The sequence below is a fragment of the Gordonia sp. McavH-238-E genome (assembly GCF_022348225.1).
Lineage (GTDB): Bacteria > Actinomycetota > Actinomycetes > Mycobacteriales > Mycobacteriaceae > Gordonia > Gordonia terrae.
This window is the reverse complement of the sequence record NZ_JAKRFE010000001.1, coordinates 346,450-365,509: the sequence shown is the minus strand read 5'-3', so window position 1 is coordinate 365,509 and position 19,060 is coordinate 346,450. Positions and strand designations below refer to the sequence as shown.

Sequence of the window (19,060 nt, the reverse complement as noted above, 5' to 3'; positions counted from 1 at the left end):
GACGACGTGATCGTCGCAGCGGTCGTGGCCGCGTCCTGGGTGGTGGCCGCAGACGACGCAGAGGTCGATGTCGCGGTCGACGGCTGTCACATTCCCGATGCCGTCGGTGTCTTGAGGGTGAGAGCACTTCGAACATCGACGAAAGGCAGGATCATGAACACCACCGGCATCACACGGATCGACGACGAGCGGGTCGACGCGCAACGGCCACGCGTGGTCGTCCTCGGCGCGGGCTACGCCGGCGCGATGGCGGCCAACAGGCTTCGGCGCAACCCCTCCGTTGACGTCACGATCGTGAACCCGCAGCCGTTCTTCGTGCAGCGCATCCGGCTTCACCAGTTCGCATCGGGGACCGGCGATCCCCAGGTCGGACTCGACGACATGCTGGCCGACGACATTCGCGTTGTCGTCGACACCGCCACGCTCATCGACACCGGCGGGCGTCGGGTTCATCTGGCGTCGGGCGCACACCTCGACTACGACTACCTGATCTACGCGATCGGGAGCCGCCACCGCACCCCGGACATCGCAGGTGCAGCGGAACATGCTCTGTTCATCGCCGATTGGGCGAGTGCACAACGCATCCGGGAACGCGTCGGGAGTCTGGGGGCGCACGAGACGGTCACTGTCATCGGTGGGGGGCTCACCGGGATCGAAGTCGCAGCAGAACTCGCCGAGAGCGGACACGACGTCCGGCTGGTCGGCGGCGGAGGGATCGCGACCTCGGTGGGCGGCCGGGCCCGGCGCGCCACGGAGAAGCAGCTGCACCGACTCGGTGTCGATGTCGTGGATCAGGGACGCGTGGTCGAGATAGGGGAGCGGACCGTCACCGTCGATCTCGACGGCGAACACACCGTACTTCCCAGCACAGCAACGATTCTCGCCACCGGCTTCGAGGCTTCGGAACTCGCAGCCGCCAGCGGCCTGGCGACCGACGAGATCGGCCGTCTCCGCGCCGACGTAACGCTGGGCAGCATCGACGACGATCGGGTGGTCGGCGCCGGTGATGCGGTTGCGGTCGAGGGGATCCCGTTGCGGATGAGCTGCCAGGCCGCCGAGCCGCTGGGCGCTCAGGCTGCTGACGCGGTGCTTGCGAGGATCGACGGTGAGCAGCCGAACGTCGTCGACCAGGGCTTCGTCGCGCAGTGTGCCAGCATCGGCCGACACGCGGCCACCCTGCAGTTCACGCGCCGTGACGATGCGCCGACGCGTGCCGTGGTGACAGGTCGCCTCGCGGCCTGGACCAAGGAGTTGGTCTGCCGCCAGACCGTGGCGAACATCCGGCGTGAGGCCGCGCGACCCGGTAAGTTCAGCTGGTTCAGCGGCGCGAAGGCAACGGCCGTCGAGCCTGAACCGGCAGGGCGATGACCAGCGAACGGACGGAGAAGGGGGTGTCCATGGCACACGGCGAATCCGACCGTCGCGCAGCTCGGTTCGCCGACCTCCGGCCGCTGCTGTTCACCGTCGCGTACGAGATCGTCGGGTCCGCGGCCGACGCGGACGACGTCCTGCAGGAGAGCTACCTGAGGTGGGCGGAGGTCAATTACGCTGATGTGGTCGATCCGAAGGCCTACCTCGCGAAGATCGTCACACGCCAGGCGCTCAATGCGCTGCGGTCTCGCTCGCGGCGTCGCGAGGAGTACGTCGGCCCGTGGCTTCCGGAGCCGATCCTGCTCGACGATCGTGACCTCGCCGACGACGTCGTACTCGCCGAGTCGGTGTCCACGGCGATGCTGGTGGTGCTGGAGTCGCTGAGTCCCGACGAGCGTGCGGTGTTCGTGCTGCGCGAGGTCTTCGGCTTCTCCTACATCGAGATCGGGTCGATGGTCTCGAAACCTCCGGCCACGGTGCGCCAGATCGCGCACCGCGCCCGGTCGCATGTCGAGTCACGGCGGCCCCGTTTCGACCCGGTCGACGCGCAACGGGCCAGAGCGGTTGTCGAGGAGTTCCTCGACGCCGCGCAGTCGGGGCAGATCGAGTCGCTCATCGCGCTGCTCTCACCCGACGTCGTGTTCACCGCCGACAGCGACGGAAAGGCGACGGCGGTGAAGCGGCCCATCCAGGGCTCGTTGCCGGTGGCACGCCTGCTCGCCGGCTTCGCGCGGTTGGGGACGACGATTGACGACTATCGTGCCGAGGTGGCCCTGTTCAATCACGAACCGGGCATGATCGTGTACTTCGACGGAAAGCTGCAGGGCGTCTTCACGTTTCACATTGTCGACGGCGTGATCGAACAGATCTACGCAATGCGCAATCCGGACAAGCTCGTTGGGGTCGAGGAGCCGCGAACCATCGCACGGTGAGTTCCGGCCGGGGCATGTCCATTCTCACCTGCACGGTTCGACACAGCTGGACCACGGCGGGCTCGACTGCTGTATCCACCGATGGTGTGCTGTCGCGGGATCAGGTCCATGGGTGCCGGGCCGGGATCCTTCTGCGACGATGGGTCGATGATGCGAAACGCGTTCGGCCACGGTATTCCGGATCAACCGGGATGGGTGGGAATGCCACGAGCTGATGAGCGGACCTGGGAGTGCCTCTCCGAGGGGTCGGACGTTCGGTGACTCACACCCCGCTGCGGTCGGCGCTGAGAGTTCGAGCTGGGTTGCGGCGTGGCATGCCCACCACCGACTTGCGGACGAACCTGCCCCCGGAGGCGGTGTGGGCCACGATGACCGATGTGCAGGCCTGGCCGTCATGGGGGCCCACGGTCGTCGGCGCACGTGTGGATGGTGACGTCGAGTTGGCGTCGGGGACACGCGGCACGATCACGACCATCGCGGGGGTGCCCCTGCCCTTTGAGATCACCGAGTTCGTCGATGGACGGTCGTGGGCCTGGAAGGTGGCCGGCGTGAACGCGACACGGCATGAGGTGATCCCGGTGGCGGGTGGCTGCGTTCTCAGCTTCGGCGCGCCAGCCTGGGCGGTGGCCTATCTGCCGGTACTGGCAATCGCATTGCCACGGATCGAACGGATCGCTTCAGGACTGGGGGACTGACGTTTCCGGTCGGTGATCACTGCTCTTCCCGGCACTGTTGGTCGCCGCGCTCTGACCACGCGCAGACGGGGCGGGTTCGTCGACCCGATAGTGTTAGTATCATAAGCACCATCAGTAACTTGAGTAACTCGAGCACCATGATCCGGAGCTATCGAATGCCTTTGTCGTACGGCCGCAGCCATCGCCGACGCCTCGGCATCCGAACCGTGCTGGCCGCGGTGGCCACCGCCGTCGCCCTCGTCGGCGGACTCGCTCAGGCCGGCGGGGCTCATGCAGCGGACGGGTACCCGTACGTGAATCTCGGTGACAGCTACAGCGCGGGCGCAGCAGTGTTCCCTCAGGCGACGCGGGCGGCAACCTTCTGCTCGAACTCGTTGGTCAACTACTCCAGCCTGGTCGCCAAGCGGCGCGGGACCCCGGTCGCCGACGTCAGTTGCGCGGGTGCGACGACCGAGCACCTGACCCAATCGCAGTACCGATGGCAGGGACCGCAGATCAACGCGGTGGGACCGGCCACCCGTTTGGTCACTCTGACGATCGGTGCGAACAACAACGGTCTGTTCAACGACTCGACTTCGGCCTGCCAGCAGGCCTGGATGTCCGCGCCGCTGTCGGCCGCCCCGTGCCGCGATGAGTTCGGTACCTCGTTGGTGGACAAGATCAATCAGTCGACCTACCCCGCCCTGGTGAACGTTTTGCGTGACATCGACCGCGCCGCGCCGCGCGCCCGCGTCATGCTCGTCGGGTATCCGCAGATCTTCCCGGCCGCCGGGAGTGTGCTCTGCTCGGCGTCGCTGCTCACGGCACCCGGAGACACCGCATATCTACACCGGGCCTTTGCCGCCCTCAACGAGGCCATGCGCCGAGCTGCCGCGACCACTCACGCGACTTTTGTCGACATGACCAAGGTCTCCGCCGGTCACGATGCCTGCGCGGGCGATCGGCGGTGGGTGGAGCCGACGTTGGGAGCTGTCAGCTTCCCGGCGATGCACGCCAACGTTCGTGGCCAGCAGGCGATGGCCGATCAGGTCGTGGCCGCGCTGCGCTGAGGACCTGACCGCTGCGAGTCAAGGTGATCATCGCTGCATTCAACACCGACCGTTTCTGCGGTGGACGCTGCTCATTGACCAGCCCGCACCGGATGACCGCCAACTGCGTCACCTCTGCCAACGTATCGGCACCCTGATCAACGCCAACCTGCGATACACCTACGGCCAGTAGTGCCAGCCGGGTCAGTTGTCGATGTCTGACAGCGCGTCGGCGTAGGAGCGGTAGTCACGGCAGGGGATATTCATCCGAGACCAAACCGGTAGGGGAGACACAACACCTGAGTAACCGGCCCAGATCGCGGAATTGCACTTCTCGGAGCTGTCGGTCGCCCAGGGGCCTTGAAAGATTGTGACGCGATCGGTTCGCCGCTGCGGCTCACGCCCGCTGGTTCCGACGACTCATCCTCAGATCGCTGCAAGGGCTGCGATTACCGAGTCCCGGTCAACCAAGCTCGCACCGGCGAGAGTACGTCCCCATCCGAATCGACCTCTGTCACCAGATCGGCAATGGTGATCTCACGCAGCGATGCACGCCAGGCGCTGTCGGCCGCGTACATCGCCCGCGCGATCGGGCAGGGGCGGGTGCAGTCGCTCGGCGAGGCTGCCAACGGGCCGCGCTGTCGGATCTCTGTGCATGTGAATGAGGACTGGGAACCGTCGATCGCCTCAACGACATCAAGAAGCGTGATCTCCGCCGGCGCCCGGGTCAGCACGTAACCGCCGGCTTTACCCTGCACCGACTGCACGAGCCCGGCGCGAGAGAGGCTCTGAAGTTGTTTGGCTAAGTAGGTTCCCGACACATCATGAAACTCAGCCAGTCGCGCAGCGGGCACCGGGGCGGTGACGCCGGAGAGCACCACGCAGCAGTGCACCGCCCATTCGATGCCTCCAGACAACTTCATGTCTCTACGCTACTTGACCCAGACAGGTGGTATCCGAGTATCCTGATCTCGGACACAAACTGTCCGAGATAACCACAGTGAGCCGTCGGCTCGCTTGAGCCACGCCCGAGGTGGGCTAGGAAGGGAACTTCGCATGTTGCCGCACGTGAATATCAGTAAGCAGTTCAGTGCCCCGTACGAAGCTTTTCTGGCGTTCGACAAGAGCGCCGAAGAGGCAGGAGAGGCGGCAGGACTCTCAGCCACGCTGGTCGAGCTGATCAAGATTCGAGTGTCTCAGCTCAATGGATGCGGTTTCTGTCTACGGATGCACACCAGAGACGCGATCCAGAAGGGGGAGACCGCCGATAGGCTCGCGGTCTTGCCTGCATGGTGGGAGTCTCAGTACTTCACCAGCGAAGAGCAGGCGGCTCTCACGCTGGCAGAGCAAGTCACCCGCATTGGTGACGAGCACGCTGCCGCCCCGCCGGCAATAGACGTCGAGCAAGCGTTGTCGGCACAGCAGGTGGCTGCCGTCACATGGCTTGCCGTGGCGATCAACGGGTGGAACCGGATAGCCATCGCGAGCCACTATCCCGTGGCGCCCTAGGTGGCATGGGAACCGTCCAACGGCCCAGCTCCTCGCGGGCTGGTTTCTGAACACAGGCCGATGCGCGTCTGACGTACTGGCCGCGGGCGACGCGATCGTGTTTACGGTTGCGATCGAGGCAGGGCAGCTATGAGGTCACCTCGTAGCGTCGGCCGGGCTCAGACGGTCGTCGAGCTGACAGAACCGTCGCCGCGCCATAGTCGAATCAGCCATCGCGACCGGCTCAACCGCCACGTGGCCGCGCCGACGATCGGAACGATCCACACGACGCCAAGCCATGTCACGCTGCGTCGCAGGCCGAGATGACGACTGATGACGTCGACTGTCGCAAACATCGCCAGAGTGCTCCAGACGGAAAACAGGACGAGCATCGCGAAGGCGAAGTAGAACGGCCGGTTGAAGTCCGCGCTGCACGCAGCATCGCGCGCACATTCGGACAGTCCGGCCTCAGCTAGCAGCACAGCCCACAATCTATCCGTCGCCAGCGACTGGGCGGAAGTATTGACCGTCCCGGCCGTCGCGAACAGGCCGTGGTGGGGTGACCTCGTACCGCTGGCGGGCTCCCTCTAACGGTAGTTGGCATGAGGGGATGATTGGCACCTCGATGAGGCTGGGGGAGAACGGTTCTCGGCGATGTCTGACGTAAGGCTTGTTGGTCGCGATCCAAGGATTCGACTGTCGGACCTTCATGAGTCGGGGATCGATCAGTCGGAGTAGCGGGGCACGACGGCGAACACCTCGATGTCGCGCGGTACCCCCTTGGCGCGGAATCGCCGGCGACGAGTGGCATACCGATCGGCGCCGGCGGCCTCCACGGTCGCTCCGCTGGCCAACAGCTCACCGGCTCCCGCGGCTGCCGCGACCCGAGCGGCGACGTTCACATCGACACCGAGGAAATCGTCACCGACCGCCCGCGGTTCGCCGGTGTGGAGACCGGCTCGCAGCTGTGGCCGGTAGCCCCCGACCGTCAGGGCACTCACGGCGACGATCACCTCGTGACCGGCCTCGATCGCCTCGACACCGTCGACGAACACGGCCATCGTCCCGTCGCCGAGATGTTTGACGATGCGTCCGCCGCGGCTGCGCACGATGTTCTCGGTGACGTCGTTGACGTCGCGCAGGAGTCGGAGGACCTGGTCGTCTCCGGCATGCAGGGCCCACGTCGAGAATCCGACGAGATCGGTGAACAAGATGGTGGCGGGGACTGGGGTGCGATCGGATCGACGACGTCGTGTGGTCACCAACGCCTGCCACACCTGGACCGATGCGAGGCCGAGCTCTCGGATGGCACTGGGTTTCTCGGGCCGGGACTCGCTGATGAGGCGTGCCACGCGGTCGGATGCACGCGGCCCGGTGATCGGGTTCTCGTTGTGCGGGATCAGATCTCGTGCGGCGCGAGCCGCCTTGACGACCCCGGCGCTGGAGTCGGTGCGGGCCAGCAGGTCGGCCATCCGGCGCCCGGGTCCGGGACGGTCGGGATCGTCGCGTCGGGCGGGAAGCCGGTCGCCCCGACGACGGGTCGACCCACCGGTCCTATCGTTCGCTGCGGAGGGTTCGTCCGGGCCGTCCGCGGCGGATGTCGCATCGTCGTCGGTCGGGCCGGGATCATCCGGGAGACCGTCGCGGTCGCGGCCGCGGTCACGTGTCGAGTCGTCGGCTCCGGTCACGCCTTGAGTCTAGTGGCCCCGCTCATCGCGAGACCGACACCGCCGCGTCATTGGTGACACCGGCTGGCCTGATGCATCTGATGCAACGTGCACCCCGGTTGACTTGACATAATGTATCTTATCGGCACAGAAGGAAGCTGGGTCGAAGCAGGCACGAGACTCGGCTCTGCGCCGCGGGTAACGATGCAGGCTCATCGCCAGCGGTTCCGTCGCCATGGCAGCCCAGCGTTCGGCTCCCGTCACTTCTCCGGGGTCGGCGTTAGGCGGCGGCGACAGCGACGAACCTGTCACCATCACCATCGGCACCCGTTGCGCGTGGCTGCCTCCCAGGCAGCACACTGTGGAACCCATCCCGCCTCGAGGCGTCCCCGTTGCCAATGCGCAATGGCGTCAGTACATTTCGTCACCCGTGACGAAATGTAGGGAACGGAGTCGCGCGGTTGGGCTACGCCCCGGTCGCCTCATCGAATCGTGTAGACCAGTCCCAGGCCATCGTCCGCGAGGGCGACCATGAAGTCTTGTGCCTCGCGGAGAAACGAGTTGGCGTAGTCGGCGTTCGAGTACGGCACTGCCTCGATGATGTCGGTCTCCACGATCGGCTCAACCATGACGATGTCTTCCGCAACCTCTTTGACCACATCGGGAGACAACACGTGCACGAACCCGACATGACCGCCGTACGGCCCCACCGGGGTCACGTTTCCTTTGACGAGCTCCAAGGAGATCCGCGGTTGCAACCGGCCGTCGGTCACGGCGAAGACGTGCTGGAGCTCTCGCCACGCCTTGTCGAGATACAGCATCCGGGGGCGGTCTTCCTCAGGTCCCCATGCATCGATGAGCGGGTCCGGCGAGAGGAACGGATACGGATTGCGTCGAGCCTCGTTCACATCGCCTGGCTGCAACGGGTAGGCGTAGTAGCGAATTCCCATGTGCGGAATACTGACAGGGGAACCGGCTCGTGCCCGGAGGTCGGACGCCTGTGTGGAGAACTCCCGTTGTGGCCGGTGCCCTGTGGAGTGTCACCTGGGGTGACCGTCCTCGTACATTTCCGGGCTATTTGCCACCGGACACACAGGAAGAGTAGTTCCCATGCCTCACAACGAATCACACTCCGACCGGTCGCCGATAGCGGACAGGGTCACGCAGGCCACCGATCACGCCCTCCATGCTGCGCGCGCCCACGAGTCGGAAGCGTTCGGTGCCGCGGCTGATTCTCTTGCGCTGCAGCCCGAGTCGCGTGAGGTCCATTCGCTCATGCTGCGTGAGTTACTCGAGACCGTCTTCCCGGATGGGCTGACCGGCGACGATGTGTCCGAGGTGATCACCTCCACGAGCCGTGCTGCCGCCTCGTGGAACCCTGCTGTCAGTCCCGCAGGCATAGCGCTGGTGCTGACCGGTGCCCTGGGGGTGGGCGACACCGCCGACTCCGATGCGATCTCGTCCGACGGCCCACTGGACACCGAGACCACCGCTGCTGCACTGGTGGTCATCACCGACCTCGCCGCACGTGCCGGGGTCGACCCGACGGCGTACTTGACCCGAGCTGTGCAGGAGATCCGTCGCGCCCAGACGATGGAGATGCCCTGATCGGTGGTCACCAGGGGTCACCCGCCTGTCAGTCGGTCGCGACGCGTACGACGATTTTGCCGCGTACGTGACCGGACTCGCTGCGTTCGTGGGCGCCGGCGGCGTCGGCCAGTTCGAACACCTCGGCGATCTCGGGCGTGAGGCTGCCGGCCTCGCCGAGCCGGGCCAGCTCGGCGAGATCCGCTGAATCGGGCCGTACCCATACATAGGTGGCCACCGAACTCGTCTCGGGCCCGTGCGTCGGTGATGGAGGCGACGGTGCCGCCGTCGCGCAGCACTTCGCCGACCGAGTCGAGCGCGTCACCACCGACGTAGTCGAGGACCACGTCGACCCCCTCGGGTTCGAGTGCGCGGACACGGTCGGCCAGACCGTCGCCGTAGGTGATGGGTTCGGCGCCCAGCGTTCGAAGGAACTCGTGGTTGGACTCGGAGGCGGTGCCGATCACCCGTGCGCCGAGCGACCGTGCGATCTGCACCGCGAACGATCCGACGCCGCCGGATGCGGCATGTACCAAGACGGTATGGCCTGATTGCACGCCCGCGCGGCGGATCGTCTGGTAGGCGGTCAGGCCGGCGAGCGGAACCGCCGCGGCCTCCTCGAACGACCAGCCAGACGGCTTGTGCGCGAGCGTCCGTACCGGAGCGGCGACCAGCTCGGCGAACGTACCACCCGCCACTTCCCCACCGACGACGTCTTTGCGCACATAACCGAACACCTCGTCGCCGACCTCGAACTCGGGCGTGTCCAAGCCGACCTGCTCTACCACACCGGCGACATCCCAGCCCGGGACGACCGGGAACACGGTATCCATGATCTCGGCGAGGTAGCCTTCGCGCACCTTCCAGTCCACCGGGTTCACGCTCGAGGCGCGCACGCGCACCAGCACGGAGTCGGGACCGACCTTGGGTGTGGGGAGATCGGTCAGTTCCAGGACATCGGGACCGCCGAAGCGGTCGTAAGTGATTGCTCGCATGCTGGCACCAACGGGTGGCTCGACGGAATGATTCCGACAACCCTCCGGCGTCTGCCGACGCCACACATCGTGGCGATCGGCCCGCGCGACCGAACGTGCCCGCCTTCGGCGGGAGTGAAAATGTGGTCCGACGTGGGAACTACCAGTGCAAGCCCGATCCGGAGCCGTGGGACGAAGCCCGGTTTCAGTGTGAAAGACATTGTGCCGTAGTGTATTCACCCGTGAATCTCGCTGCTGCTGACGCCCTCGTGACCGATCCCACTGTCCGTGCCTGTGAGTGGTGCTCATCCAGCGACGACATCGCAGAACTCCGCGGCGAACCGCGGTGCGGGCGCTGTCGCGAAGCAGAACAGACCATCGCGGCGGCTCGCGAGTTCGTCGGCTTCTATGGTCTGCGACCCCTGGGCGCGTCCCTGACGTCCGACGACGACGAAGAACGCGACCACCGGGTGGCCGCCCGTGATGCCTGGGCAGTGCTGAATGGGACCCGCACACAGCCCCCACGGCGCGCCCGGTCCGGGCAGCGGGGCGTCGCACGACCTGCATCCACCACCACGAAGGCGAGCGGAAACCCGACGTCGTCCAGCGCCAAGAACGTCGGGGCCGGAAGCGCCCGGACGGCGGGGGTCTCCCGACCCGACCGTGAGGAGCTGATGAGCCGCGCCCAGTCCTTGCTGGTGCAGCTCACCGAGATCGAGGAACGGCTGGCCGTCGCCCAGGCGGACTCCGGCCTGAGCGGGAAGGCCAAGGTGTCCGACTTGACCGCCAAGCGCGATTCGGTGTTGCGTACGCTCGCCGCACTGGAGAAGGCCAAGCGGGCCTTGGAGCCGGCCTGAGGGTCTACGTGCCCGGACCGTTGCGATCCGAAAAGCGGTGAGCAGTAGGTGAATCCCCCGATTCGCGCCCTCACCGCCACAGCGACACGATCACGACGAGAATGAGCAGCTTGATGGCCCAGTCCCCCAGGTGTACCGCCGCCGCCGACACCGCTGTTCCCTCGTGGAAAACGGCACCCGCGAGCAGCACGAGCGGGACGAGGAACAGTCCCGCGGCGAGCAGCAGTGCGCCGGTGAAACCCGGATCGAGGCGCGAGACCAGGCCGGCGACGAGCACGACGAGCAACGCGTTACGCGCCAACTCCACAATCGGTGTCGCCCAAGCCGGTCGCCGAACCTCCGTGGCAGCAGGTGCGCCGAGAATGCCGTAGTACACGGCGCTCGCCGCGAATGCCGCGACAACTGCCACCGCACAAGCCCATACGTTCACGTTGCTCATGTCTCATCCGATCGTGTGTCTGTGCGAAGTGTGACCACACCACGGGACGAAAGTCATCGCCGACGCCGACTCCCCGAGGGGTGACGAACAGGCAGACACCGGACGAAATCAGTCGGCAGAGACTCCGGAGAAGAACGTCCGGATGGCGACATCGGCGGCGCGACGCCGTGACATCCCCTCGGTCGCGATCGAGACCGCACCCACGAAGCACAGCGAATAGAACACCCCGACCAACCATCGCGTCTCGAAGTCGTCGGCAATGGCTCCCTCCTTCTGTGCCCGGGTGAGGATCTCGGGGAGCATCTGGTCCTCTTCCTCAGACCATTCCGGGTTGCCCTCGAATCGGTTCGGGTCGGAGAACAGGAACATGATGATGTCGCCGATGCCGAGGATGACGCGCATCAACGACTCCAGTTCTGCGCGAGCTGATTCGCAGCCGTCCACTGCTTCCTTCGACTGTCGATCGAGGATGGTGCTCGCTTCCACCAGGGCGGCATCGACCAATGACTGGCGGTCGGGAAAATGCCGGTGCAGAGTGCTCCGGCTGACATCGGCCCGGTCGGCGATGTCGCCGAGCGACGTCGAGAAATCACTTGCCCATGCCGCGACGGCGGCTGACACTATGGCCTGTCGGGTGCGCAGGCGCACGCCCGAGACGGCGGCCGGCTCCGGCGCATCGTTCACATGGCCGAGACTATCCACCGCGCGGTGACCACAGCAACATCATGCGTTGAAAATGAGACATTGATGTGTCATTATAGATCTTGAATGTTCCGCTCGGGAGGGCTGACTCGATGACGACTTCGGTATCCACGGCCGACCCCGGGCAGACCCCGGACATGCCGATGCGCACCAAATTGGCGATTCTGTGGGGGTACATGCGCCCGTACCGGGGACTCCTCGCCCTGGGTGTCTTCCTCGGTTTACTCGGCACCGCCGCCGAACTCGCCACTCCTCTGGTCACGAAGTGGGTACTCGACGGTCTCGCGGTGTCCGAGTCCCTCACGGCGCCGATCACGGTTCTGGCCGTGCTGCTCGTCGCCGGATCCGTGATCGGTCTGATCCAGACGATCATGTTGGGCACGCTGGCCGAACGCATCATCCTGGCCACCCGAACCGGGCTGATCGGCCACCTGCTCCGCGTCGAGGTCCCCGAACTCGCTCGCAGACCGAGCGGCGAGATGGTCGCCCGCGTCACCTCCGACACCCTGCTGATCCGGGAAGCGACGACATCGAGCATCGTCAACGGTGTCAACGGCTTCGTGGGGATGGCCGGCGCGCTGGTACTCATGGCGGTTCTGGACCTCCCGCTCTTCGCGACCACGATGGTCGTCATCATCATGGTCGGTGTCGCCGCGGCAGTCCTGATGCCCGGTCTCGCCAAGGCACAGCAAGACGCGCAGGCCGAGATCGGTTACCTGGGTGGACGATTGGAAGGGATTCTCCGATCGATCCGCACCGTCAAGGCGAGTCGCGCCGAGGCACGTGAGTCCGACCGGATCGGCGAGTTCGCGCATCGGTCGGCGAGGAAAGGCATCCGGGCCGTCCGCATCGAGGCGTGGGCCTGGACGATCACCGGTGCGGGGATCAACCTCGCGGTGATGATCGTGCTGGCGTTCGGGGCCTGGCGCGTCGCGGACGGCTCGATGACCGTCAGTACCCTGATCGCCTTCCTGCTCTACGGGTTCCAGCTGATGATGCCGGTCTCGCTGCTCACCATGAGTGTCACCGCACTGCAGTCCGGACTTGCCGCTGCCGCTCGGATCAACGAGATCTCGGATCTCAGGACGGAATCGGACGACGCGGTGACCGAGCCCGCGCCGGCCCGTGTCGACCGGAAGGCTGCCGCGCTCGAACTTCGCGATGTGGTGTACCGCTACGCGCCCGATGCTCCCGCCGCGCTCGACGGAATCGACCTGACGATTCCACGCCGAGGGCACACCGCCATCGTCGGACCGTCGGGTGCCGGGAAGACGACGATCTTCTCCCTCTTCCTGAAGTTCCTGCGGCCGGATCGCGGCGAGATCGTGCTCGACGGCCGACCGTTGGATCAGTGGACACTCCACGATCTACGAGCCCGGATCGCCTACGTCGAACAGGACACCCCGCTCGTTCCCGGAACCGTGCGCGACAACCTCGTCTATGCGGCACCCGATGCCTCGGACGACGAGGTCTGGCGCGCACTCGCGGCTGTTCGGATGGATGACCGGGTCCGTGCGATGCCGGACGGTCTCCTCACCGACGTCACCACGTCCACCCTGTCCGGCGGGGAACGGCAGCGGATCGCACTCGCCCGGGCGCTGGTCGTGGACCCGGAACTCCTCCTGCTCGACGAGGTGACCGCCCAGCTCGACGGGCTCACCGAGGCCTCGGTGGCCGAGGGGATCCGACGACAGGCGACCCGCGGAGCCGTCGTCACGATCGCCCACCGGCTCTCGACCATCATGGACGCCGACCAGATCGTCGTCCTCGAGGCCGGTCGGGTGCGCGCTGTCGGCAACCATCGAAGCCTGCTCGCCACCGACGAGCTCTATCGCGAGCTGGTGGCCGCCATGCGTATCGACACCGATCTCGAACCCGCAGATCGCACGTAGTCCGGCACTCGCCCACCCGGTCGAGCCCGGGTGGGCGCTGTCGGGTGGGCGCTGTCGGGTCAGAACCTGCCGACCACCACGTTGGTGGTCTGGACGCGCGCCCGGCAGTCACCGTCGGTGAACCGGACCCGTACGAACACCTCGTCGGCACCGTCCCGGTCCTCATCGAGCACCGAACTGGGAACCACAAATTGGCGAAGATATTCGAGTCCACGGTCCGATGCACGCAGGAATCCGTCGGTGCCCACCGAGGTGCCCGGGAAGTTGCGATCGTAGAGGTACTGCTCCTTCCCGTCGTCTCCCAGCACGATGTAGTGCATGCCACCACAGCCCCGATCGTTGATGTGGGTGACGAACCCGACGGCGTCCGCACGGGTCATCGGATACAGACCCTGGATGATGATGCGGTTCTTGCCGGCGCCGGTGATGTTCTGATCGACGATCGTCAGAGTCGCGCCCGGCGTGCGGGCGGGCGCTGCCGATGCCGTCGTCGCCAGCGGTGCCGCCACCCCGACGGCAGAGGCGATCGCCACCGCCGAAGCCAGGCGGGTGATGACCTTGCGGTGTCTGCGAGAAGCGTTCACGACCGCACCGCCTCGACCACGCTGTACTCCCAGTCGATCGAGATCCCGCCGGGGACCGGCTGCTCGTGGGACTCTGCGAGTGCGATGAGATCGGCTCGCAGTGCCTGCTCACCGTCGTCGTCGAGCTTCGACGCGGCGGTGAACGTCGGCCCGTAATGGCGCAGGAACAAGTCCGCGAACGCGGACGCGTCGACGAACCTCACGGTCAGCGCGGCAGTGTGCGAGTCCAGCGACTGCACACGGTCACCGAGCAGCGAGGCCACGTACTCCTGGTCGCCCCAACGAGTGGCGGGACGAGCTCCGGGAGGCGGCGTCACGTGGCGGCCGACGGCGGCGAGCATCCCGCCGACGAAACCGTCCGCAGTCCAGCTCGTGACGACGATCCGCCCACCCGGTCGGACGACGCGGGTCAGCTCGCGGGCCGCCTGTTCGTGATCGGCGGCGAACATGATGCCGATCGTCGAGATGCCGGTGTCGAAGGCCCCGTTGCCGAACGGCAGAACCTCGGCGGGGGCCTCGATGAAGTCGACGTCGAGATGCTCTGCGGCTGCACGACTGCGGGCGATGTCGAGAAGCGCGGGCACATAGTCGATCGCGGTGACGTCGCCGCCCTGCCGGGCTGCGGCGAGTGCCGAGTGGCCGGTGCCGGTCGCGACGTCGAGAACACGGTCGCCGGGGATGACCGACGCCGCGGCGACGGTCGCTTCGTTGACCGGCACGGTCAGCGCGGCGATACGGTTGTAATCGCCGCTGCTCCAGACCTTCTGCTGCTTGTCGCGCAACGAGACGAGGTCCGGAGAGAGGGATGTCGTCATTGGATTGTCCATTCTGTGTGGTGGGACGACTGGCCGTCGGTGACCGATGTCGGTACCGGCGCACCACAACGGTCGGTCACCGGGCATGCGGGCCACATCGGTGAGGACCTCCCATCTTTCGTCGAGCGTCCTGCCCTTGAATGGGTAGACCCACCTATTCGGCCGTCTCGCGGCCTACACTCGGACGGTGCGTCTGTTGGAGAGAACCGAGCAGTTGTCGCAGATCAGCGCGGCATTTGCCCGGTTCCCGACCGGCTCGGCGTTCTCGATCACGGGCGAGAGCGGCGCGGGCAAGACGACGCTGGTCGCGCAGATCTGTGCGACCGCTGCAGATGTGCGCGTCCTGCGGGTGGCCTGCGATCCGCTCGACACCCCGCGACCACTGGGACCGGTGAAGGATCTCGGGATCGGCCGCGAGCCGATGATGCTGGCCGACGTCTGCGAGGCCGCCTTCGCCCATCTCGGCGCCGAGCCGACGCTGCTGGTGGTGGAAGATCTGCACTGGGTCGACGCCGCCTCGACCGATGTGCTGCGGTTCCTGTGTCGCCGGATCGAGTCGGTGCCGCTGCTCTTGCTGCTGACTCATCGAGATCTCGAACCGCAGGCGGCGGCGCGTGCACTTCTGGCCGAAGACATCTGTCGGATCGAACTGCCGCCGCTCAGCGTCGCGGCGATCGCAGAGCTGGTCGAGGGCACAGGTCTCGATCCCGCGCGTGTGCATGCCGCGACCGGCGGCAACCCCTATTTCGCGACCGAGGTCTCTCGTGAACCCGATCTGCCGATCCCGTCGTCGGTGCGTGACGCGGTGCTGGCACGGACGACGAAGGTCAGTGCGACAGATTTCGAGGCGCTCCAGCTGATAGCTGCTTCGCCGGAACGCGTCGCCGACAGCGCGTTGCCCGCCTTGCGCATCGACTACCCCACACTCCAGCGGCTCGCCGACACCGGGCTGCTGGAGTGGCGACCCGATGGCATCGTCTTTCGACATGAGTTGGCCCGGCGGGCAATCGAATCCACGATCCCACCGGGTGGGGTCGCACATCTGCACGCGCAGCTCCTGGACGCGCTGGAACAGTTGGACACCGTGCACCCGTCGGTGCTGACCCATCACGCCGTCGCGGCCCGAGACTCCGGCCGAGCCATCCGTCATGCGTTCGCGGCGGCCGAGGACGCCATCCGCGGTGGCGCACACACGGAGGCCGTCGCCTACTACGAGATCGCGAAGCAGCATCAGCGCAACGCTTCTGCGCGCGAGCGTGCGGAGTTGCTGCTTGCACTGGCCAACGAGCAGTACATGGTCAGCCGACTGCGCGATGCGATAGCCAGCGTCGACGAGACGTTCCCGTTGTGGGCCGAGCTCGGCGACGACGCCGGTTTGGCGACAGCGCATGTGGCCGTCGGGGTCTACGAGTACTACAGCGCCAACCGGCAGCGTGCCGAGTCGCACCTGACCCGTGCGGCGGAGATCGCGTATGGCACGGGCGCCACAACGGTGTACAGCCAGGCCCAGATCCAGCGCGCGTTCCTGGCGTTCATGCGCGGCGACGTGACGGGTACCGCATCCCTACTGGCCGACACCGCCTCGGCTCCCGATGAGGAACTCCAGCTGTGGACTCGGGTCGTCTCGGAATCGGCCGCGCTGTCCGGTGGTGAGGAGGATTCGCGCCGCAAACTTCTCGCGCACATGGAGACCGCGCGCGCACGCGGCTTCGACGAACTGGCGTCGACCGTCTATTCACAAGTGGCCAGCCTCGACGTCGAACAGGGCAGATACCGTGCTGCCGACCGGATTCTCGACGTCGGACTCCCGTTCACGGTCGAACGGGACATCCAGATCTGTCGCCACTGGCAGACGGCGGTCCGGAGTCGGCTGCAGTTGACGCGTGGCCACTGGAACGGTGCCCTCGAGGACGCCGGTGCGGTCATCGAGGCCGACGGGATGCCGATCGCCACGCTGTGGCCGCTCCTGGTCACGGTGTTGGTGCCACTTCGCCGTGGTGCCCCGTTCGATGCCGCCGAGATCGAGAACGCGTGGACGCTGGCCAGCCAGATCGACGAACCCCTACGGCGACTCGCGGTTCTGACCGCGCTCGCGGAGATCAGCTGGATGACCGGCGCCGAGGATGCGCGGGTCGCCGCGTCGGACACCCTCGACGACGACGGAACCGAGTGGGGGTCGGGAAGTCTCGCCGTCTGGCGGTCCCGGTTGGGTCTGCCGACGCAGACCGGCCGGATCGCGGAACCGTATCGGCTGTCGCTCGACGGCCGGCACGCCGACGCCGCGCGATGGTGGTCGGACGCGGGTGATCCGTTCTCATCTGCGCTGTGTTGGTTGGACTCTGACGATCCCGGACGCGGTGTGACGATGCTCGACGGACTCAGCGCCGTGGGTACCGCGGATCGAGCACGCGCGATGCTGCGCGAACGGGGTTGCGCCTCTGTCCCCCAGCGACCCAGGCCGGCGACGCGGGTGAATCCCGGCGGCCTGACGAACCGGCAATTGGAAGTCGCACGTCTGGTGGCCGAGGGGTTGTCGAACACCGAGATCGCCGGGCGCCTGTACATCTCGTCGAAGACCGCGGACCACCACGTCTCGGCGGTGCTGTCCAAGCTGGGGATGACCTCGCGTCGTGAGATCCTGGCGCAGGGCGTCGAGTTGGGGCTGAGATAGTGCCGGGTGCGCGTGCCTCGTCGGAAAAAGAAGTGGCGGGCCCTTTCGGCCGGTGCTAGCGTGAGCCGCGCTGTTCGATGATGGACAGCGCGAGACCTGGAGGTGAGTCGATGGTTGCCGTCGAGATCGCTGTCGCCCACAGCATCCGAACCATCCCCATTCCTCCAGCCCGTCTCTGACCCTCGAAAGCTGTTCCCGTGCATGCGACTGAGTCGCGGATCGGCTGCGCTTCCGGGGCGGCGGGCACATCCGAAGGTCTCAACAGTGAATTCTCCAGATCATTCGTCCTGCCGTATCGAGCTGACCACGCTCGGCTGGGACGACTATTTTTCGACTCTGTTCGCCGATCACGCCCGTGACGGCGACGTGCCCGCGCGCGTCGCGCGGGTGGATCGCGGCGGGTGCGACACCCTGACCGCAACGGGTCCGGTTCGCGCGGTCCGCGGCTCCGGACTCGGCACCGACCGCGAGCGGACGGTCTGCACCGGCGACTGGGTCGTGCTGCGCCGCGACGACGAGCCGGCCCACATCGTGGACGTGTTGCCGCGCCGGACGGCGATCACGCGGGCGAGTTCGGATCGGACGTCCGAACGGCAGGTGCTCGCTGCCAACGTCGACACCGTGATCATCGCGGTGTCGGTGGCGAACCGGGTGAACCTCGGCCGGATCGAACGCCTGCTGACGCTGGCCTACGACGCCGGCACGCGACCGGTGATCGCGTTGACCAAGTCGGACCTGGTCGACGACATCGTCGCCGGCGAAGGCGCGGTCACCGCGGTGGCCCCGGGCGCCGAGATGGTGGTGACGAGCACGGTCAGCGGTGTCGGTGTCGACGCGCTCGCGGCCACCATGACCGGCACCGCCGTTCTGCTGGGCTCGTCTGGTGCCGGCAAGTCGAGCCTGGCCAACGCGCTGCTGGGACGTGATCACATGGCGGCCAACGAGATCCGTTCCGTCGACGGCAAGGGACGACACACCACGGCGCACCGTGAGCTGTTGATTCTTCCCGGAGGCAAGGCTCTCATCGACACTCCTGGTCTGCGCGGGATCGGGGTCCAGGATGTTGCGGACGCGGCCGGTCAGACCTTCGCCGAGATCGAGGAGCTGGCACACGACTGCGCATTCCGCGACTGTGAGCACCGTAGCGAGCCCAGATGTGCGGTGCAGGAAGCGATTCGAGACGGTCGGATTGATGAGGGTCGATTGGAGCGCTACCGCAAACTGCTTCGCGAAAGCGAATGGTCGGCGGCCCGGGGCGATGCCCGCCAGGCGAGCAAGCGAAGCAAGCGGGACAAGGCCATCACGCGGGACATACGCGCGATGTATCGGTTTCGGGACCGACAGGGCTGAGCGGACTC

Annotated in this window: 18 protein-coding genes and 1 pseudogene; 10 read left to right on the top strand and 9 right to left on the bottom strand. The window is 66.5% G+C overall.

The genetic code is table 11. The features are described from left to right. Positions 1-153: 153 nt before the first annotated feature. The 4 genes from MHN80_RS01590 (at position 154) to MHN80_RS01575 (ending at position 4,047) form a co-directional block, all read left to right on the top strand. Positions 154-1,368 (top strand): NAD(P)/FAD-dependent oxidoreductase, encoded by a 1,215-nt coding sequence (locus tag MHN80_RS01590; RefSeq protein ID WP_239399021.1) that lies wholly within the window; start codon positions 154-156, stop codon positions 1,366-1,368. Between the two features lie 29 nt (positions 1,369-1,397). Beyond that, entirely contained in the window at positions 1,398-2,303 is a 906-nt protein-coding gene (gene sigJ / locus MHN80_RS01585) for an RNA polymerase sigma factor SigJ (RefSeq protein ID WP_239399019.1), read from the top strand. A 314-nt stretch (positions 2,304-2,617) separates the two neighbouring features. Continuing rightward, positions 2,618-2,998 (top strand): SRPBCC family protein, encoded by a 381-nt coding sequence (locus MHN80_RS01580; protein WP_239399017.1) that lies wholly within the window; start codon positions 2,618-2,620, stop codon positions 2,996-2,998. Positions 2,999-3,153: 155 nt separating this feature from the next. After that, complete coding sequence (locus MHN80_RS01575; RefSeq protein WP_239399015.1) at positions 3,154-4,047, top strand: SGNH/GDSL hydrolase family protein; 894 nt, start codon at positions 3,154-3,156, stop codon at positions 4,045-4,047. A gap of 428 nt (positions 4,048-4,475) precedes the next feature. On the opposite strand, the gene MHN80_RS01570 is transcribed toward MHN80_RS01575, so the two are convergent. Beyond that, positions 4,476-4,949: an Rrf2 family transcriptional regulator gene (locus MHN80_RS01570; protein WP_239399013.1), complete on the bottom strand. Its 474-nt coding sequence runs from the start codon at positions 4,947-4,949 to the stop codon at positions 4,476-4,478. A gap of 136 nt (positions 4,950-5,085) precedes the next feature. Between MHN80_RS01570 and MHN80_RS01565 the strand changes: the two genes are divergently transcribed. Next, a complete protein-coding gene (locus MHN80_RS01565; protein ID WP_374206299.1) occupies positions 5,086-5,535 on the top strand; it encodes a carboxymuconolactone decarboxylase family protein in 450 nt (149 codons plus the stop codon). A gap of 158 nt (positions 5,536-5,693) precedes the next feature. On the opposite strand, the gene MHN80_RS01560 is transcribed toward MHN80_RS01565, so the two are convergent. From MHN80_RS01560 to MHN80_RS01550, 3 genes are all read right to left on the bottom strand, one after another. After that, on the bottom strand, positions 5,694-6,005 hold the full coding sequence (locus MHN80_RS01560; RefSeq protein WP_239399009.1) for a hypothetical protein: 312 nt from the start codon (positions 6,003-6,005) through the stop codon (positions 5,694-5,696). A gap of 234 nt (positions 6,006-6,239) precedes the next feature. Continuing rightward, complete coding sequence (locus MHN80_RS01555) at positions 6,240-7,202, bottom strand: adenylate/guanylate cyclase domain-containing protein (RefSeq protein ID WP_239399007.1); 963 nt, start codon at positions 7,200-7,202, stop codon at positions 6,240-6,242. Between the two features lie 461 nt (positions 7,203-7,663). Next, entirely contained in the window at positions 7,664-8,131 is a 468-nt protein-coding gene (locus tag MHN80_RS01550; protein ID WP_064570179.1) for a hypothetical protein, read from the bottom strand. Positions 8,132-8,291: 160 nt separating this feature from the next. Here MHN80_RS01550 and MHN80_RS01545 point away from each other — a divergent pair, with 160 nt between their 5' ends. Continuing rightward, positions 8,292-8,789: a hypothetical protein gene (locus tag MHN80_RS01545; protein ID WP_239399005.1), complete on the top strand. Its 498-nt coding sequence runs from the start codon at positions 8,292-8,294 to the stop codon at positions 8,787-8,789. A gap of 28 nt (positions 8,790-8,817) precedes the next feature. Here the strand turns inward: MHN80_RS01545 and MHN80_RS01540 are convergent. Then, positions 8,818-9,763, bottom strand: a pseudogene (locus tag MHN80_RS01540) (NADP-dependent oxidoreductase). Positions 9,764-9,984: 221 nt separating this feature from the next. Between MHN80_RS01540 and MHN80_RS01535 the strand changes: the two are divergent. Then, entirely contained in the window at positions 9,985-10,599 is a 615-nt protein-coding gene (locus MHN80_RS01535) for a hypothetical protein (protein WP_239399003.1), read from the top strand. Positions 10,600-10,669: 70 nt separating this feature from the next. Here the strand turns inward: MHN80_RS01535 and MHN80_RS01530 are convergent, their stop codons facing one another. Beyond that, positions 10,670-11,038, bottom strand: a complete 369-nt coding sequence (locus MHN80_RS01530; RefSeq protein ID WP_239399001.1) for a DUF1761 family protein — start codon at positions 11,036-11,038, stop codon at positions 10,670-10,672. A gap of 108 nt (positions 11,039-11,146) precedes the next feature. Next, a complete protein-coding gene (locus MHN80_RS01525) occupies positions 11,147-11,722 on the bottom strand; it encodes a TetR/AcrR family transcriptional regulator (RefSeq protein WP_239398999.1) in 576 nt (191 codons plus the stop codon). Between the two features lie 110 nt (positions 11,723-11,832). On the opposite strand from MHN80_RS01525, the gene MHN80_RS01520 reads away from it, so the two are divergent. After that, positions 11,833-13,632 (top strand): ABC transporter ATP-binding protein, encoded by a 1,800-nt coding sequence (locus MHN80_RS01520; RefSeq protein WP_239398997.1) that lies wholly within the window; start codon positions 11,833-11,835, stop codon positions 13,630-13,632. Between the two features lie 59 nt (positions 13,633-13,691). Here the strand turns inward: MHN80_RS01520 and MHN80_RS01515 are convergent, their stop codons facing one another. Together MHN80_RS01515 and MHN80_RS01510 are read right to left on the bottom strand one after the other, a co-directional pair. Continuing rightward, positions 13,692-14,216 carry a hypothetical protein gene (locus tag MHN80_RS01515; RefSeq protein WP_239398996.1) on the bottom strand — a complete coding sequence of 175 codons (525 nt, stop codon included), beginning with the start codon at positions 14,214-14,216 and terminating at the stop codon, positions 13,692-13,694. Beyond that, complete coding sequence (locus MHN80_RS01510; RefSeq protein ID WP_239398994.1) at positions 14,213-15,031, bottom strand: class I SAM-dependent methyltransferase; 819 nt, start codon at positions 15,029-15,031, stop codon at positions 14,213-14,215. The genes MHN80_RS01515 and MHN80_RS01510 overlap by 4 nt, the downstream gene beginning before the upstream one ends. A gap of 187 nt (positions 15,032-15,218) precedes the next feature. Here MHN80_RS01510 and MHN80_RS01505 point away from each other — a divergent pair, with 187 nt between their 5' ends. Further along, positions 15,219-17,702: a LuxR family transcriptional regulator gene (locus tag MHN80_RS01505; RefSeq protein WP_239398992.1), complete on the top strand. Its 2,484-nt coding sequence runs from the start codon at positions 15,219-15,221 to the stop codon at positions 17,700-17,702. A 264-nt stretch (positions 17,703-17,966) separates the two neighbouring features. Continuing rightward, positions 17,967-19,052, top strand: a complete 1,086-nt coding sequence (gene rsgA / locus MHN80_RS01500) for a ribosome small subunit-dependent GTPase A (RefSeq protein ID WP_239398990.1) — start codon at positions 17,967-17,969, stop codon at positions 19,050-19,052. Positions 19,053-19,060 lie beyond the last annotated feature (8 nt).

Bases quoted from the DNA above. Each gene is read 5' to 3' on its own strand.
- MHN80_RS01575 (WP_239399015.1), top strand. From the start codon at position 3,154: ATGCCTTTGTCGTACGGCCGCAGCCATCGCCGACGCCTCGGCATCCGA.
- MHN80_RS01545 (WP_239399005.1), top strand. From the start codon at position 8,292: ATGCCTCACAACGAATCACACTCCGACCGGTCGCCGATAGCGGACAGG.
- MHN80_RS01510 (WP_239398994.1), bottom strand. From the start codon at position 15,031: ATGACGACATCCCTCTCTCCGGACCTCGTCTCGTTGCGCGACAAGCAG.
- MHN80_RS01530 (WP_239399001.1), bottom strand. From the start codon at position 11,038: ATGAGCAACGTGAACGTATGGGCTTGTGCGGTGGCAGTTGTCGCGGCA.
- MHN80_RS01550 (WP_064570179.1), bottom strand. From the start codon at position 8,131: ATGGGAATTCGCTACTACGCCTACCCGTTGCAGCCAGGCGATGTGAAC.
- MHN80_RS01570 (WP_239399013.1), bottom strand. From the start codon at position 4,949: ATGAAGTTGTCTGGAGGCATCGAATGGGCGGTGCACTGCTGCGTGGTG.
- sigJ (WP_239399019.1), top strand. From the start codon at position 1,398: ATGGCACACGGCGAATCCGACCGTCGCGCAGCTCGGTTCGCCGACCTC.
- MHN80_RS01590 (WP_239399021.1), top strand. From the start codon at position 154: ATGAACACCACCGGCATCACACGGATCGACGACGAGCGGGTCGACGCG.
- MHN80_RS01520 (WP_239398997.1), top strand. From the start codon at position 11,833: ATGACGACTTCGGTATCCACGGCCGACCCCGGGCAGACCCCGGACATG.
- MHN80_RS01580 (WP_239399017.1), top strand. From the start codon at position 2,618: ATGCCCACCACCGACTTGCGGACGAACCTGCCCCCGGAGGCGGTGTGG.